This is a genomic window from Clostridium sp. LS3 (assembly GCF_055330225.1).
In genome coordinates, this window is record NZ_CM143921.1 from 2475453 (window position 1) to 2493782 (window position 18330).

Genomic DNA, 18330 nt, shown 5'->3' on the forward strand with positions numbered 1-18330 from the left:
TTTACTTCTTCATCTTTATACATAACAAATGTTAATACAAAGCTAACTAACATAGCTACACCAACTGCAATTAATGCGTTAATTGCTCCACTAGTATCTCCATTTGCTGGATTTATATAGTTAAAGAATCCGAAAGATCCAAGTCCACCCATTGTATATTGTTTAACTCCCATAAATCCAATGATTGCTCCTCCAACTGCTCCTCCAATACAGCTTATTACAAATGTCTTGATTCTTGGCAGTGTAATACCATAAATAGCTGGTTCTGTTACTCCAAAGAACCCTGATATAATTGCAGGTATTGATAATGATTTCATCTTCTTATCTTTTGTCTTAATGAATATAGCTATTACTACTGCTGTTTGTGCAAATGATGCTGCAAACATTGGTGCTAATACTGAATCATATCCCATAGTTGACATATTTAATAACATTATTGGAATTAGGCCCCAATGTAATCCAAAGATTACAAACACTTGCCAGAATGCACCTAATAATAAACCTGCTATTATTGGTGAGAAGTTATAAAGAGAAAGTGATCCTGTTCCTACCATTTTACTTAACCATGTTGTTATTGGTCCAATTACAATAAATGTTAATGGTACTATTACTAATAAAGTGAATAATGGTACTAAGAATGTTTTTACAACATCTGGAATTATCTTTTTGAATCCGTTTTCTATTTTTCCACCAAAGTATGTTGCAACTATAATTGGAATTACGCTTGATGTATAATTCATTAATATTACTGGAATACCTAAGAAAGTAATATAAACTGGTGATTCAAACATAGTTCCTTGGAATAAAGTATATAAAGGTGTTCCATTCATTAAACCTAATATACTTGGATATACTAATGCAGCTCCAATTAACATACCTAAATAAGTGCTTGTTTTAAATTTCTTAGATGCATTATATCCTAAGAATATTGGGAAGAAATAAAATAATGAGTCCCCTATAGCTTGTATAATTTGATAAGTTCCTGATTCTGGTGTTAACCATCCTAATGCTAAAAATAATGCATTAAATCCTTTTAGCATACCAGTTGCTGCTAAAACACCAAGTGTTGGTGCAAAAATACCTGAAATAATATCAATAAATTTATTAAATGGATTCATTTTTTCTTCTTTTGTATCAGAAGTAGACTCAGATAAATTTTGTAATCCAGCAACTTCATTTACAGCGTTAAAAACATCTGTTACATGGTTACCAATAACAACTTGATATTGTCCACCACTTTTAATAACTGTAACTACTCCCTCCATGTTTTTTAATACATCTGTATTTGCCTTATTTTCATCTTTTAATTTGAAACGTAAACGTGTAATACAGTGAGTCAAAGAATTAATATTTTCTTTTCCACCTACATTTGCCACAATATCTTTAGCTAATTGTTCATATTTCATAAAAAATCCTCCTTAAAATATATTTATAAAAAAGGCGAGCCCAAAACAAATAGAATATTGATTTATTCTATCTAATTTGGTCTCGCCTGCTTTACCAGTAACAATCCATATTTAATTGTCTTTTAACATGTATAATTAAAAATTATACCTAATACTATTAGTTTTACTAACTTACATCTTATTATTTATATATTTAATTGTTTTTAAAAAATAAGACCCTATTAAATACAAAGATGCTATTAACAATTCTTTGCATTGAATAAGGTCTCGCCTGATAAAATCAGTAACAATCAAATATTTAATTTAAAATGTAAACTTTTACTTTATATTTATATAATATCATTTTAAATTCATTTGTCAATAATTTTTTAAAATTTATTGATTATTTTAATTATGGAAATTATTTATTCATAACTTCCATAATTAAAACAAAGTTATTGTTCTACTATTTAACATTAAAATACTCTTTTAAAATAACAGCTCTTATTCCTTCATATTTAATATTATCTGGTAGTGCTTTTTTTAATACTCCCACCTTATCATAACCATAATTCTTGCAAGCTTCTAATATAATTTCTTCTTCATAAGTATTATAATACTTATCTAAATTTAAATTAAATACAGTATCTCCTGATTCTTGTATATAATCAGTTATATATCCTAAAATTGTAGAAATTGAAATCTCTAAATCCAATGATACTTCTTCTAAACTCATTTCACTTTTTATATAATCTAACGCAATTTCATTATTACTTCTGCTTTCACCATCTAATATTAACCTTTTTTTCTTTTTTTCCTTCCAGACTCTATCTATATCCTTTTCTATTAAATATCTCTTAACTTCTTTAAGTATTTCTTCTCCATAAGATATTATTTTTTTAGGTCCTACCCCTGCGATGTCCTTTAGCTCTTCGTCATTACATGGGTATCTACCACTAATTTCTTTTAAAGAATTTTTACTAATTATCATACTAGGTATAGTTCTTTCTTTTTTTGCAAACTCACTTCTTAGTAAATATAGTCTATCTAGTAACTCTTTATCGCTTTTTACTTCAAAAAATTCTTCATCCTCTATATAATTATCGTTTTTATCCTTCTGATTGCTAATCTTAATATTATTTACTTCAACATAATTCTTAATAACTTCAATAAATCTTTCTCCATATTTATTAAACTTAGTTTCTCCAACACCTGAAATATCTAACATAGAATCTTTATCTAATGGATATTTCACAGTCATTTCTTTCAATGTACCATCACCAAATATTACATATGGTGGCACATTTTCTTCTCTAGAAATATTTAGCCTTAACTCTCTTAATAATTCGAATAATTCATTATTTGCTTCTAACTTTCTTACAATCTTAACTTCCTTTAATAATACCTGCTCCTCTCCCTTTAATACTTTAACTGATCTATTATTAAGCCTTAAAATAGGATATGTTCCTTCAACAGATTCTAAAAAGCCATGTGATATTAAAGTGTTAATAAATTCCTTTAGTTTCTCATTTTTATATTCTTTCATAATTCCATAAGTAGATAGTTTATCAAAGCCTGCTGATACTACCTTATTATTCTTGGATCCTCTTAGAACATCAATTAACATTGTTGTTCCAAATCCTCTTTTCATTCTATATATACAAGATAAAACCTTTTGAGCATCTATAGTTTTATCTACAACCTCACCTTCACTTAAACAGTTACCACAATTATTACAATCCTCTTCAATTTCATCTCCGAAATAATTTAAAATATACTTTCTATAACAACTATTACTATAAATCAAATCAACCATCTGTTGTAATTTCTTATATTTGTTTATCTTTCTAGGTTCGTTTTCTACACTAGCTTCAATAAGATATTTTTGTGTATGTATATCTCCAGGAGAAAATAGTAAAACACATTCACTTTTCTCTCCATCTCTTCCTGCTCTACCTATTTCTTGATAATATCCTTCAATATTTTGTGGCATATTATAGTGAATTACAAATCTTATATTTGGTTTATCTATTCCCATTCCAAATGCATTAGTTGCAACCATTATAGTAAGTTTATCCTTTATAAAATCCTCTTGATATTCTTTTCTTACATCATCATTTAATCCCGCATGATATTTTCCAGCATTATAACCCTTGGAGGTTAAAAGATCATAAATATAATCTACATCTTTTCTTGTTGCTGCATATATTATCCCTGAATTATCTTTGTTATTATCTATATATTTCAGTATATAGCTTTTTTTATCATTTCCTTTTTCTATATTAATAAATAAATTTTCTCTATCAAATCCTGTTATAAATAAATTGGGATTTCTAAGTCCAAGTAAACTAATTATATCTTTTTTTACTTCTTCTGTTGCCGTTGCAGTAAAAGCTGTTATTATAGGTCTTATACTAAGCATATCAATAAACTTTTTTACTCTTCTATAGCTTGATCTAAAGTCATGTCCCCATTGAGATACACAATGTGCTTCATCTATTGCAATTTGACTTATTTTACATTCTGTTATTGCCATAATAAATTCATAAGACTCTAATCTTTCTGGAGCAACATATATTATTTTATATTTATTCTCTTTTATGTTACTTATTATTTCATTAAATTCCTTTGAGCTTAATGAACTATTTAGATATGTAGATTCTATTCCCATTTGTTTTATTGTATCCACTTGATCTTTCATTAAAGATATAAGTGGCGATATTACTATAGTGATTCCTTCAAGTAATAAAGCTGGTATTTGATAACAAATAGACTTTCCTCCACCTGTTGGCATAATTGCTAATACATCACTTTTATTTAAAATACTTTTTATTATACTTTCTTGTCCTTTTCTAAAACTCTTATAGCCATAATATTTTTCTAATATTTCTAAACTTCTATCAGTCAAATTAAACACTCCTTACTAAAGTAAAGCTACTTCTTTAAATATATTATAATCATAGACAAAACATACGTTCTTAATACATAAAATAAATTTTTAAATAGTACAAATAAATATTTTTTAATTCTGATGAAAAAACATTTAGCACTTAAATAAAAGTGAAGGAACCCCCTCACTCTTCTAAATTGTTTATAATTTTTTATAATTAACTAAATTATTTTTACTTCCAATTTTATAATAAAGAATTTTGTAAATAATTATTGAAATACAAATAAATAACAATATTATTATAGCATATAATTTAAAAACTTCCTCTGGCAAAACATTTATAATAGGATCTGTAACTGAATCAAAAATCCAATAATCATTATTGAAAAATATCTTATGGAAAACTACAAAAGACTTTGAAAAATCTATAGATATTGATAATAGCAAAAATGTTATTATGCTTATAAGTGTATTTGCTCCATAATTAAGCATTTTAAATAAGTTAAATTCTTTATTTTTATACTTATTAATAAAATATAAAACTACAAAAAATATTGTTAGTATTATAACTATTAAATATATACTTAAAAATATTTTTTTAACCTCATAAAAATGAAATTCTCCATTGTTACTCATTATAAAATTATTAAACTTTAATTTTTTAATAAAAGGATTCTGTAAGTAATTAAGTAAAATATTATAATCGCTTATTAAATTTTCTTTTGATATGCTCCCCAATTCAGTTAAATTATACTTACTTATTGAATAAGTATAAATAATCCTTAAATTTAATGATACTATTACACTTAATCCAATAGTAAATAAAGCCACCATTAATCCTTGTATTGACTTAAATAATATACTTAGTAACCTCTTCATTCTATACCTCTTCCTATAAATTAAATAACTTCTATTTATTAAATATATAATATTATATCATTAATTCACTTAAATATAAAAAAAGAAGGTATACTTTCTTTTAATAATATAATTTAAATTATTTACATCTTTCTTTAAGCCTACCTTTTTCATAGATGATATTATAACTTAATTTTAAACTTCTAAATAAACTAACCTACTATTAAATTAATATTGGCTTTATATTGAGAGTATTTTTTTTCTTTATATAATATTGCATTTTGTGGGCAAATACTTATACATCTACAGCACATTATACAATTATCTCTAAATTTAATTTCATTAGTGATATTCTCTATATTTTTAGTTGGACAATTTCTAACACATAAATTGCATTTATCACAGTTTGAATTTATTGAAAACTTATAGGAATTCTTATATAATTCTCTTGTTCTAAATTTTGATAGTCTTTTAATAATATTTCCTTTAAAATTACTAATGTTTTCTTTACTATAATTTTCAATAAGAAAATTTTCTACTGAATTCTTTACTTCATCAGCTGAAATTTTATAAATTTCTTCTAAATCTCTAACCTCTACATTTTTATACTTCTTACTTAATATATAGCTATTAGGCATTTTAAAATTCTTGGTAATTACAACCTTATAGTTCTTTTCCAATAATAAATCCTCTAACTCCTTAAAAGATGATTTTATTACATCTCTTCCTGTAGAAAATATCATGGTTTTTATTTCTTTTTCTGAATAATTTATATTATCCTTTATATACTCCATAAAAATTTCAGGGATATATTCAAAATATTTAGGAAATCCTATTATTAAATAATCATATGAATATTTTTTAATATTAATATTTTCCTCAATAGAATGCATATCTATATTACATTTATTTTTTATAAATTCCTCACATAACTTATTTGCTATAAATTTTGTATTTCCTGTACCACTAAAATATAAAATTAATCCCTTCAATATAAATCTCCCCTTCTCTAATATATTAAACACTTTAATATACATAAAATTAACATATTAATCTTATGTAAATAATTATATATCACTTGTAAAATATTGGGAATATTTTTATATTTTCATTTTTTTATCTTATTCTTATATTTTCTACAAAATATAAAAAGATAGGATATTTTCCTATCTTTTCTATATAATTATATTTAACAATTTTCTTTTTTATATTTCCAAAATAACATTGCAGATATTAAAATAATTCCACAAATTATTGCATATACCAAGAATAAAGGATTATTAAGACTTCCAAATAAAATTATTAATGATCCTACAGTAGCAAGAATAGGATTTACTTTTCCTCTTAGTAAGCCTTTAATTTCACCTGCTAATCCCATTTTAAAGACTTTAAAGTATAGTAATATATATAATAAATAGTTTACAGTAATAGATACCTCTGATATATCACTATTTGGTAAATAATTATATTTTTGTGTTATATAATGTATGAATAAACAAACTACTGATATTATAAAAGATATTATTGCTGAGTTAATAGGCATTCCTAAATTCTCGTTAACCTTTTTTATCTTATTTGAATTTGGAAACATACCTCTAATAGCTAGTGAATAAGGCATTCTAATATGCCCCATTATCAGGCCATTAACAGTTCCTAATATAGATACAACTACAAATGTTAGTATTATTTTAGCTCCCCAAGCTCCAAATAATCTATTAGCTGCTAAATCTACATGTGCATCACCTATATTCATAATTGTTTCAGGTCCAACATATATACTTATTCCAACAAAATATAATACATAAATAATTAGAATAAAAATAGGTGCAATTATCAATGCCTTTGGTAAATTTCTTTTAGAATCCTTTATTTCATGTCCAATTGAGGTTGCAATTATCCATCCGTCAAAAGAAAATGCAATAGGAGCTATTGCAGTTATCCAGCTAGCAGATTTCATATGAGTAATATCACTTATTGCTATTTCACTAGGATTTCCAAAGAAAACTCCTGCTAATGCTATAAGTATTAAAGGAATAATTTTAATTATTGTTGACGCATTTTGAAAATATCCACCTAATTTAGCAGATAATACATTAATAATATAGAATGTAGTCATAACAATTAAGGCTATTATAGTCTCAGTAAGTAATCCCCCATTTATTCCAAATAACATACATATATATATTCCTGATACCCAAGATACCACTGCAGTAAGAGTTGGGTAATATAAAAAAGTATGAAACCATCCAAAAGCGCACGCTATAGATTTGTTATAAGAATATTCAGCATAAGTTATAATGCCACCTGCTTTTGACTTTCTTGATGCTAACTCAGATATAGTTAGACTTCCAAATATTATTCCCATAGCAGCTATACAAAAAACAAGTACACCTAAACTTATACTTCCATTAGTTGCTACTAATATATTATCACTTTTAAAAAATATACCAGATCCTATTACTATTCCTACTATCATTCCTATGGCAGTAAATAAACCATATTCATTTTTCTTCATTTTTCCACCCCTTTTTATAATCTCCTATTAATAATGACAAATACTATGTACAATATATCACAGAAAAATAAAAATAAGAATATAAATTTAATTATTTTCAAATAATTTTTCAAAATTTTATTCATTTTATTAATTATTAAGTTGTTATCATTATACTAAAATATTTTTATATTCTTTCAGTTTTTTTAAAGTATATAATTAAATAAATGGCAATAAAATTTATTTATCAGTATACTTTATTTGCATAATAACTTTTATAGTTTATACTTATATATATTAAAAATTTTTATAGGAGGTCTTTATGAAAAATAATTTAATTTATTATATTTTTCTTGTTAATCTTATAGCTTTTATAGTAATTTATACTGATAAGCAAAAGGCTATAAGAAAAAAATGGAGAATAAAGGAGTCAACTATTATATTTTTATCACTAATGGGTGGTAGCATAGGAACATATATTGGAATGTACACTTTTAGACATAAAACAAAGCATTTAAAGTTCACTTTAGGTGTTCCTATAATAATATTAGCACAAGTGCTAGCTTGCATATTTATAATAAAATAGAAATGGATAATTTATTTTAAATTATTCATTTCCATTTTATTATATTACATTATACCTATTTGATATTATATATCCTTTTTTGAATAGAGATTAGATGTAACAAAATATGAAGTTAACACTATCGTAAATATACAAAGAATTATAAATATCTTTATAATAAACATATCAAAATTAATTTTAGGTAAATATTTTATTAAGTTACTTGAGAAAATCACTGGAAGTATTGTTAGAAATACCATTATTATTCTACCCTTTTCAAAACCTAAAAGTAATTCCAGTGGTATTAATATAGTCAGCATAAAAATCCCTATTCCAATCATTATATAAACTAAAGACAATAATGGAAATAGTTCACCTTTATTTACTATATTTAAATAAATTAATGCTTCATATAATACTGATGATATTATAATAGCTATAAATGTATTTATTGCTACATATATATATCTTGACAATATATAATCACTAGGTTTTATTGGTAATGAATATATTAAATAACCTATTTTACTTTTTTCTTCATAGTAAGCAGTGCTATAACATGTTGCCATTATAAATAGTGCTCCACTAAAAGTTATCATTTGAGGATTCATTACTCCAAAAAATATCCCCATAGCGATTATCAATAACATATATTTTTTTAAAGCAAATATGGTTTCAAATTGCAAAAGTAATAAATTAAATATTTTTCTCATTTTAATCCCTCCTAGTATAATAAAGCATAATATCCTCTAAAGTAGGTTTTTCATAAATCACTTCATTTCCGAATATTTCGTATGCCTCTACTTTATTTGATGTAAGTCCTTCAAATCCAAATCCATTTATTTTAATTGAAATAAGATATTTTTTTGTTTCCTTATCTAAAAGTTCCTTCTTTCCTTTAATTAAAGAATGTTTTTCTAATATCTCGTCTTTTTCACCATATAAAACAATTTCACCTTTATATATAAATATAATATAATCTGCGCATTTATCTAAATCACTAGTTACATGAGTAGAATAAAATATTGTAAGATCTTCACTTTCTATTTGCTCTTGTAGTATTTCTAAAAACTCATTTCTTACAACAGGATCTAAATTAGCAGTTGGTTCATCCATAATCAAAACTTTAGGTTTTATAGACAATGCCATAGTTAATTCAAATTGCTTCTTTTGACCCTTAGATAGCTTTCCATAAATCATACTTTCGTTTATATTAAACTTTTTAATTAATTCGTTATATAATCCTTCATCCCATCTATCATAAAATTTGCATATATTATTTTTTATATTTTTTATCTTACTTTCTTCTAAGAATCCAGATATATCCCCCACAAATCCTACATATTCTTTAATTTTTAAATTTTTTAAAACATCTTCTCCAAATATCAGTATTTCTCCTGAATCACATTTAATCATATTCATTATGGCTTTAATAGTAGTAGTTTTCCCAGAACCATTTGGTCCAATAAAACCTGTTATGAAGCCCTCTTTTACTTTTAATTCTTCTATATTTAATCTGAAATTCTTATATGCCTTTATTAAATTCTTAATCTCAATTGCTTCCACCATTATACCTCCTCATATAAATTTCTAAATATCTCAATTGCTTCCTCTAAAGTTAATCCAATAGCTTTTGCAGAAATTATTGCTTCTTCTAACTTATTTTCAATTTCAAACATGGCAACTTCTCTAAGCCTTTCATTATTAGACTCTGCTACAAAAGTTCCTTTTCCAACAACGGTTTTTATAAAGCCTTCCTTTTCAAGCTCCTCATAAGCTCTCTTAGTTGTAATTATACTTACCTTTAGCTCCTTAGCTAAAGTTCTAATAGATGGTAATGCTTCGCCAGGCCTCAAAGTTAAATTTATAATTTGAGTTTTAATTTGAGTTTCTATTTGTTCATATAAAGGTACTTGTGAAGAATTACTAATTATTATATTCAAGCTCTCACCTCCAAATGTTCATAAAGTGTGTATATATTATATATACACATATTAACTCATATATACACTTTTGTCAATAATTTATAAAAAATATCAATAAAAAAGTCTCCAAGGCGAGTTTGCCGAGCCGTCGACTTTTCTTCGCGCATGTGCATTTCCGAAGCTTGCCTGAGGAAAATCTTGCTCACACACTTTATTCTCTTTTTTACTCTATAAAGCTAACTTTAATAACTTATATTCTATAAATAATTTATACACATATTTTAAAAATATAATTTTCTATAGAGTAAAAAAAATAGATATTGCTATAATAAATAACAATATCTATTTAATATCATATTAATTTTCTTTTACGTTTATTGAAATTCCTAATTCTTCTAATTGCTTTTCATCTGCAATATTAGGAGCTTCACTTAAATAGCAATAAGCATTTTGATTTTTAGGGAATGCTATAACATCTTTTATATTTTCTGTTCCAGCTAAGAACATCACCATTCTATCTAATCCAAATGCTAAACCTCCATGAGGTGGTGGTCCAAACTTAAATGCATCTATTAAGAAACCAAATCTTCCTTGAGCAGACTCTTCTGTAAAACCTAATGCTTTAAACATTCTTTGTTGAAGCTTTGAATCGTGAATTCTTATAGATCCTCCACCTAATTCTTCACCATTTAAAACTAAGTCATATGCCTTTGATCTTACTTCTCCTGGATTAGTTTCTAACATATCTAAATCTTCATCCATTGGTGATGTAAATGGATGATGTGCTGCATGGTATCTTCCTTCTTCCTCATCATATTCAAATAGAGGGAATTCTGTAATCCATGTAAAATTAAATTCATTTTTATCTTTTATTAAGTCAAATTGTTTAGCAAGCTCTAATCTTAATGCTCCTAAGCTTTGGAATACTACTGAATTTTTATCAGCAACTATAAAAATAGCATCTCCTACTTCAGCATTCATAGTTTTAACTATTGAATTTGTAACATCATCAGTTAAAAATTTAGCAACAGAAGATTTAACACCATCTTCCTTTATTTGTACCCAAGCAAGACCTTTAGCTTTATATGTCTTAACAAATTCGCCTAATTTATCTATTGGCTTTCTTCCAAGATCTGCTCCACCCTTTAAGCAAAGTGCTCTAACAGAACCACCAGCTTCAATAGCTGATTTAAATACTACAAAATCCATATCTTTTACGTTTTCTGTAATATTAGTTATTTCCATTCCAAATCTTAAATCTGGTTTATCAGAACCGTACTTTTCCATAGCATCTTTAAATGTCATTCTCTTTATTGGTAGTTTAACATCTACTCCTGCTACTTCTTTAAATACATGTTCTATTAACCCTTCATTCATTTTTATAACATCTTCTTGCTCAACAAAACTCATTTCCAAGTCTATTTGAGTAAATTCTGGTTGTCTATTTGCTCTTAAATCTTCATCTCTAAAACATTTAACAATTTGATAATATCTATCAAATCCTGAAACCATTAATAGTTGTTTAAATATTTGCGGTGATTGTGGAAGTGCATAGAACATTCCTGGATAATTTCTAGAAGGTACAAGATAATCTCTAGCTCCTTCTGGAGTACTCTTTGTAAGCATTGGAGTCTCAACTTCTAAGAAATTATTATTATCTAAATAATCACGAACTGATTTAGAAATTCTATTTCTAATCATAAATATTCTTTGCATATCTGGTCTTCTAAGATCTAAATATCTATATTTTAATCTTATACTTTCAGCAGCATCTAATCCTTCTTTTATATATATCGGAGGTGTATCTGATTCTGAAAGAATTTTTAAACTTTCACACTTTAACTCTACTAACCCTGTTGGCATATTATGATTAGGAGCTTCTCTTAAAACTACTTCTCCAGTTACTGCTATACAATATTCAGGTCTAACATCTTTAGCTTTTTCAAAAGCTTCAGCATTTATTTCTTCACCAAATACTATTTGCATTATTCCTGTTCTATCTCTAAGGTCAATAAATTGTAGACCTCCCAATTTTCTATTTCTTTGCACCCAACCCATTAATGTGATTTTTTGTGATACGTTATTTTCTCTAACTTCTCCACACATTAGGGTTCTTTTTAAGCCACCTAAAGCTTCACCCATTTTTTCTTCCTCCTAACTATTTTATAAGCTTTGCTATTTCTTCTATATTGTCTAAACTTACTTCAAAATGTTCACCATCGCTCATTCTTTTAAGCTTCAATGTCTTATTTTCAAGTTCGTCATCACCTAAAATTGTGGTAAAAGCTGCACCTATCTTGTTAGCATATTTCATTTCTGCTTTTATACTTCTACCCATATGATTTATTTCTGTCTTTACACCAAGAGCTCTTAATTTATTAGCTAATACAAAACCTTCTATCTTAGCATTTTCACCTCTTGCTCCTATATAAATATCTACTAGTCCTTCATTTGGAATTTCTATTCCTTCTTTTTCTAAAGTCATTATAAGTCTTTCTAACCCTAATCCAAATCCTACAGCTGGCATTTCTGGCCCACCGATTTCTTCTATAAGCTTATCGTATCTTCCTCCACCACAAACTGTAAAATCATCATTTAATATTTCAAAAATTGTCTTTGTATAATAATCTAATCCTCTAACTATACCTGGATCAATTTTATACTTTATATTTAAAGCATCTAAATACTTCTTCACTTCAGTAAAGTGAGAATCACATTCTTCGCATATATAATCTAATATAATTGGAGCATTCTTAGTTATTTCATTACAACTTTTTTCTTTACAATCAAGAATTCTCATAGGATTTTTTTCAAATCTAGTTTTACAAATTCCACAAAGATTATCATAATTTTCTTCAAGATATTTTTTTAAAGCTTCATTGTATTTAGGTCTACACTTAGGACATCCTAAGTTATTTATATTTAAACTTAAGCTTTTAAGTCCTAACTTTTTTAAGGCTTCCATAGCTAATGAAATTACTTCAGCATCAATTGAAGCTTCTTTCGAACCAAAAACTTCAACTCCATACTGATGGAATTGTCTTAATCTTCCCTTTTGAACATTTTCATATCTAAAACAAGGTATCATATAATAAAGCTTAGTTGGTTGAGCCTCATTAAATAGCCTATTTTCAATAAAAGCTCTTACGGTTGGAGCCGTACCCTCTGGTTTTAAAGTAATACTTCTATTACCTTTATCATTAAAAGTGTACATTTCCTTTTGAACTATATCAGTAGTTTCCCCAACTCCTCTTAAAAATAGTTCTGTATGTTCAAACATAGGTGTTCTAATTTCTCTTACACCATATGCCTTTGATACTTCTCTTAAAACTCCCTCTACATAATGCCACTTATATGCATCTTGAGGTAGCATATCCTTAGTACCCTTAGGTGCTTGGATTTCCATAAAATATCTCCTCCTATTTAAGGTAAAGTGTATCTAAAAGTTTTTTCTTTTCCTCTACCATTTCCTTAATTCTACTTGTGTACTCTCTAATATCTTTAACATTTCCAAATCTTTCAATTCTATTTTCCCTTAAAAAGACAACTTTAGATACAGCATCTGCTCCTAATGCTATTATAGTTTGTTTATCTTCTATCATTTGAATATTATATAAACATTCTTTTCCTTCTTTAGAATAGCCTAAATTCTCCATATTGCCAACCATATTTTTTTGTCTATACATATAATAAGGTTCTATATTTAATTTCTCTGAAATATATCTGCTTTCTTCATACATTTGTGAAAGTTCGTTTTGCTTTTTTATTTGAATTCCCTTCTTCAATATGAAGTTCTCATAAAGAATAGATGCCCTCTTTAAAGATAATCCATGAACTGTTAAACTATCTGGATGTAGTTTTAATATTTCCTGTGCTGTAAACTTAACCTCTTCTATTCCTTCTCCAGGAAGCCCTATTATCATATCCATATTTATATCGTTAAAACCTAAGTCTCTTGCTAATTTAAACTTATCTATAACGTCTTTAGATGTATGACCTCTACCAATCATTTTTAAAGTGTTATCATTCATAGTTTGAGGATTAATACTTATTCTAGTAGTGTTATACTTTTTCATTGTTTGAAGTTTTTCTAAAGTTATGCTATCTGGCCTTCCACATTCTACAGTAAACTCAAATATGTCTTTATCTAAAACAAAGGCATTATAAATCTCCTTCATAATAGATTCAAACTCTTCATTATTTACAGCTGTAGGAGTTCCACCACCAAAATAAACACTTTCTATATTTAAATCTCTTTCATCAACATATTTTTTCATTTCTCTTATTTCATAAGTAAGAGCTTCTAAATATGGATTAACAAGTTTTTTATTTCCTCCAATAGGATTTGCTGTAAAAGAACAATAAAAACATCTCGTTGGGCAAAATGCCATTCCTATATATATAGCAATATTTTTTTCATTTTTATTTACAAATCTCTTCTCTTTTTTAGCTACCTCTATACAAAGCTTTGCTTTTTCTTCTGAGGCTAAATGCCTATTTTTAAATATTTCTATTATTTCTTCTTCGCTTCTTCCTTCTTCTAAATAATTTAAAGCTATTTTAGAAGGTCTTATACCTACAAGTATTCCCCAAGGATAATAATCCCCTGTAATTTCACGTAATGAAGAAAAAATCAACCTTTTAATATCTTCTTTTAGACTTTCTCCTAAAGTACTTTCCTTATAAAACTCTTTATAAGTTAAAGATACCTTTTGTTCTTCAATATTTACTATATAATCTCCATCTTCTACGAATTTTAATTCATCTAATGGAAAATATATATTAAACATTTGATACACATCATATCTATATTTTAAATCATTTAATCTTATTTTTAATTTCATTTATTCTCCTTATGCTAAAAAAGGATTTCTCGTCTTTTCAAATATGATAGTAGATTTTGGTCCATGTCCTGGATAAACTTCTACATCATTTCCAAGTACCATAAGTTTGCTTTCTATACTTTCTATAAGTTCATCAAAGTTTCCACCTATAAAATCGGTTCTTCCTATTGATCCTTGGAATAAAGTATCTCCAGTGAAAACTTTATCTTCCACTAAATAGCAAGTTCCACCTTTAGTATGTCCTGGTGTAAATATAGCCTTAAAACTTAATTCTCCAACTTTAATTACTTCGCCTTCATTTATATATTCATATATATGAGGTAACTTACCAAATACACCTGAAGGATCATTCTCCATATATTCTTCTTCAGCTTTGTTAAGATATACATTTACTTTGTACTTATCTTTTAATTCAGCCACCGCACCATTATGGTCAAAATGACAGTGAGTTAAAAGTATAACTTCTATTTCAACACCTAAGGCTTCTATTTGACTATTTAAATAACTTACCTCTGCACCTGGATCTATTATAGCTGCTTTATTACTTTTCTCATCTATAACTATATAACAATTAGTTTGTAATGAGCCTAATGGAAACGTCTTTACTATCATATATACCCTCCTTAATTAAAATTTCTTTTTACTATCTAGTATTAAGGTTACTGGCCCATCATTTTGAATATCAACTTTCATATGAGCCCCAAATTCTCCAGTTTCAACTTTTAAAGAAGTTTCTTTTAAAAATTCTACAAATTTATTATATAATATTTTTGCTCTTTCTCCACCTTCAGCTTCCATAAAATTAGGTCTTCTACCCTTTCTACAATCTCCATAAAGAGTAAATTGAGAAATAGCTAAAATTTCTCCCTTTATATCTAATACTGATAAATTCATTTTATCATTCTCATCTTCAAATATTCTAAGGTTTATAACCTTATCTTTAATATATAATAAATCTTCTTCACTATCATCCTTAGATATACCTATAAGTATATTAATTCCTTTATTAATTGAACCTACTATTTCACCATTTACTTCTACCTTAGAGGATGATACTCTCTGAACTACAGCCCTCATATAATTACCTCTCTAGCTATTCATTCTATATACATCCATTACGCCTTTTAATCTTCTTATTTTTCTCATAAGTTCTTTTAGTTGCTCAATGGAATCTATTTTTACTTTTATATTTATTAATGCAATGTTACCCTTTGATGACTTTGCATTTAAAGCATTAAGTGGTAGCCTTGCTTCTGTTATTATTATCATAATATCAGATAAAATACCTATTCTATCTTCAGCTCTTACTTGTATTTCAGCTACGTAAGCTGCTCCCTTTGAAGTTCCCCAGGAAACCTCAACAACTTTATCTTTATCATAATCTATTAATGCTTTTAAATTGCTACAATCTGTTCTATGAACTGAAATACCTCTACCCTTTGTTATATATCCAAGTATCTCATCTCCCGGAACTGGATTGCAACATCTAGCAAATCTAACCATAAGATTATTTACACCTTTTACAGTTACTCCATAATTACTTGAAGATGCTGGCTTATTTATAGATAATTTATCTGATTTAGAAATATGATCATCAATTGACTTATTAACACTTTCTAAATTTTGCTTTTCAGGCATATTTTCTTCTTTTAATTTTGATATATAAGATGATGCAGATATTTGCCCAACCCCTATGGCAGCATATAAATCTTCCACATTATGGATATTGTATCTTTTAACTAATTTATCATAAGCATCACCTTTTGATATTTCTGAATAAATTACACCTTGTTTCTTTAATTCTTTTTCAAAAGACTCTTTTCCCTTATCTATGTTTTCTTCTTTCTTAATTTTCTTAAACCATTGTCTTATTTTACTTTTAGCCTGATTACTTTTAGCCATATTTAGCCAATCCATATTAGGGCCTTTGGCACTTTTTGAAGTTAATACTTCTACTATTTCACCTGTTTTTAATTTATAATCAAGTGGGACTATTTTACCATTAACTTTTGCTCCAACGCATCTATTTCCTATATCTGTATGTATTCTATAAGCAAAATCTATTGGAGTTGCTTTGCTTGGTAAGTTTATTACAACACCTTTCGGGGTAAATACAAATATTTCATCAGTAAATAAATCTATTTTAAACCCTTCAATAAATTCCTCTGCATCAGATGTTTCCTTTTGCCATTCAAGCATATCTCTAAGCCATGCAAGTTTATTCTCAAAGGATTTTTCTTTCTCTTCTTGTGTATCTCCCTCTTTATACTTCCAATGGGCTGCTATACCATATTCCGCAGTCTTATGCATTTCAAATGTTCTAATTTGTATTTCAAAAGTTTTTCCTTGTGGCCCTATAACAGTAGTATGAAGAGATTGATACATATTAGGCTTAGGCATTGCTATGTAATCTTTAAACCTTCCTGGAATAGGTTTATATATTGTATGAACAATTCCTAATACACCATAACAATCCTTAACTGTATTTACTAAAATTCTTATTGCTGTTAAATCAAATATTTGCTCTATACTTTTATTTTTGTTAACCATCTTTTTATATATACTATAAAAATGCTTTGGTCTTCCATCTATATCTGAGTCTATCTCAGAATCTTCTAATTTATTATGTAAATCTTCTATTATTTCAGCAATATAAACTTCTCTTTCAACTCTTTTTTCCGCAATCTGCTTAACTAAATCATAGTACTCTTCTTCATGCAAGTATCTAAAAGCTAAATCTTCAAGCTCCCATTTAATTTTAGATATACCGAGTCTATGAGCAAGTGGAGCATATATGTCTAGAGTTTCCTTTGCTTTTTGCTTTTGCTTTTCCTTAGGCATAAATTTTAATGTTCTAAGGTTATGTAATCTATCAGCTAATTTTATAATTATAACTCTTATATCTTTAGCCATTGCTAAAAGCATCTTTCTAACATTATCAGCTTGTTGCTCTTCTTTTGTCTTATACTCTATTTTTCCAAGCTTAGTCACTCCTTGAACTAAGTTTGCAACTTCTTCATTAAACATACTCTTTATATCATCATAGGTATAATGAGTATCTTCTATAACATCATGTAAAAGTCCAGCTACTATAGTACTTGTATCCATACCCATCTCAGCTAGTATTTCAGCCACATCTATTGGATGTGTTACATAAGGTTCACCTGATTCTCTTTTTTGATCCTTATGAGCATCGTTTGCTAAATCATATGCTTTTTTTACGATATGTGTATCTACATTATTACAGTTTTCATTTATTTTTCGTAACAGACTTTCATACATATGGGTAATCTCCTTTGATTTGATTAAATCTAAAATAATTGGCTGGTTTCAAAAACCAGCCATTTTCTTATATTATATAATAATTAC

General features: G+C 26.9%; 14 protein-coding genes and 1 pseudogene. 1 reads left to right on the top strand and 14 read right to left on the bottom strand.

Annotated elements, in window-relative coordinates; all coding sequences use genetic code 11:
* Positions 1-5: 5 nt before the first annotated feature.
* The 5 genes and pseudogenes from ACZJV1_RS11625 to ACZJV1_RS11645 all read right to left on the bottom strand — a co-directional run.
* A pseudogene (locus ACZJV1_RS11625) lies at positions 6-1406 on the bottom strand (PTS transporter subunit EIIC); the annotation flags it as partial.
* 445 nt (positions 1407-1851) lie between these two features.
* Complete coding sequence (gene recQ / locus ACZJV1_RS11630) at positions 1852-4293, bottom strand: DNA helicase RecQ (protein WP_463650223.1); 2442 nt, start codon at positions 4291-4293, stop codon at positions 1852-1854.
* Between the two features lie 183 nt (positions 4294-4476).
* A complete protein-coding gene (locus tag ACZJV1_RS11635) occupies positions 4477-5154 on the bottom strand; it encodes a TIGR01906 family membrane protein (RefSeq protein WP_463650224.1) in 678 nt (225 codons plus the stop codon).
* A gap of 191 nt (positions 5155-5345) precedes the next feature.
* Complete coding sequence (locus ACZJV1_RS11640) at positions 5346-6125, bottom strand: EFR1 family ferrodoxin (RefSeq protein WP_460287507.1); 780 nt, start codon at positions 6123-6125, stop codon at positions 5346-5348.
* Positions 6126-6322: 197 nt separating this feature from the next.
* On the bottom strand, positions 6323-7648 hold the full coding sequence (locus tag ACZJV1_RS11645; RefSeq protein ID WP_463650225.1) for an APC family permease: 1326 nt from the start codon (positions 7646-7648) through the stop codon (positions 6323-6325).
* A 301-nt stretch (positions 7649-7949) separates the two neighbouring features.
* Between ACZJV1_RS11645 and ACZJV1_RS11650 the strand changes: the two genes are divergently transcribed.
* Positions 7950-8213 carry a DUF1294 domain-containing protein gene (locus ACZJV1_RS11650; RefSeq protein WP_460287509.1) on the top strand — a complete coding sequence of 88 codons (264 nt, stop codon included), beginning with the start codon at positions 7950-7952 and terminating at the stop codon, positions 8211-8213.
* Between the two features lie 65 nt (positions 8214-8278).
* Here the strand turns inward: ACZJV1_RS11650 and ACZJV1_RS11655 are convergent, their stop codons facing one another.
* From ACZJV1_RS11655 to ACZJV1_RS11695, 9 genes are all read right to left on the bottom strand, one after another.
* Positions 8279-8905 carry an ABC-2 transporter permease gene (locus ACZJV1_RS11655; RefSeq protein WP_463650226.1) on the bottom strand — a complete coding sequence of 209 codons (627 nt, stop codon included), beginning with the start codon at positions 8903-8905 and terminating at the stop codon, positions 8279-8281.
* 1 nt (position 8906) lies between these two features.
* On the bottom strand, positions 8907-9758 hold the full coding sequence (locus ACZJV1_RS11660) for an ABC transporter ATP-binding protein (protein WP_463652161.1): 852 nt from the start codon (positions 9756-9758) through the stop codon (positions 8907-8909).
* 2 nt (positions 9759-9760) lie between these two features.
* Positions 9761-10135 carry a GntR family transcriptional regulator gene (locus ACZJV1_RS11665; RefSeq protein WP_463650227.1) on the bottom strand — a complete coding sequence of 125 codons (375 nt, stop codon included), beginning with the start codon at positions 10133-10135 and terminating at the stop codon, positions 9761-9763.
* Positions 10136-10474: 339 nt separating this feature from the next.
* Positions 10475-12259 carry an aspartate--tRNA ligase gene (gene aspS / locus ACZJV1_RS11670; protein ID WP_463650228.1) on the bottom strand — a complete coding sequence of 595 codons (1785 nt, stop codon included), beginning with the start codon at positions 12257-12259 and terminating at the stop codon, positions 10475-10477.
* Between the two features lie 16 nt (positions 12260-12275).
* Entirely contained in the window at positions 12276-13523 is a 1248-nt protein-coding gene (hisS, locus tag ACZJV1_RS11675) for a histidine--tRNA ligase (protein ID WP_463650229.1), read from the bottom strand.
* A 13-nt stretch (positions 13524-13536) separates the two neighbouring features.
* Positions 13537-14961 (bottom strand): coproporphyrinogen III oxidase, encoded by a 1425-nt coding sequence (locus ACZJV1_RS11680; RefSeq protein WP_463650230.1) that lies wholly within the window; start codon positions 14959-14961, stop codon positions 13537-13539.
* A 9-nt stretch (positions 14962-14970) separates the two neighbouring features.
* Positions 14971-15573 carry an MBL fold metallo-hydrolase gene (locus tag ACZJV1_RS11685; RefSeq protein WP_460287515.1) on the bottom strand — a complete coding sequence of 201 codons (603 nt, stop codon included), beginning with the start codon at positions 15571-15573 and terminating at the stop codon, positions 14971-14973.
* A gap of 15 nt (positions 15574-15588) precedes the next feature.
* The gene (gene dtd / locus ACZJV1_RS11690) at positions 15589-16038 is read right to left on the bottom strand and encodes a D-aminoacyl-tRNA deacylase (protein ID WP_463650231.1); all 450 of its coding nucleotides are present in this window, start codon (positions 16036-16038) and stop codon (positions 15589-15591) included.
* Between the two features lie 12 nt (positions 16039-16050).
* Positions 16051-18243, bottom strand: a complete 2193-nt coding sequence (locus tag ACZJV1_RS11695; RefSeq protein WP_463650232.1) for a RelA/SpoT family protein — start codon at positions 18241-18243, stop codon at positions 16051-16053.
* Between the last annotated feature and the right edge of the window lie 87 nt (positions 18244-18330).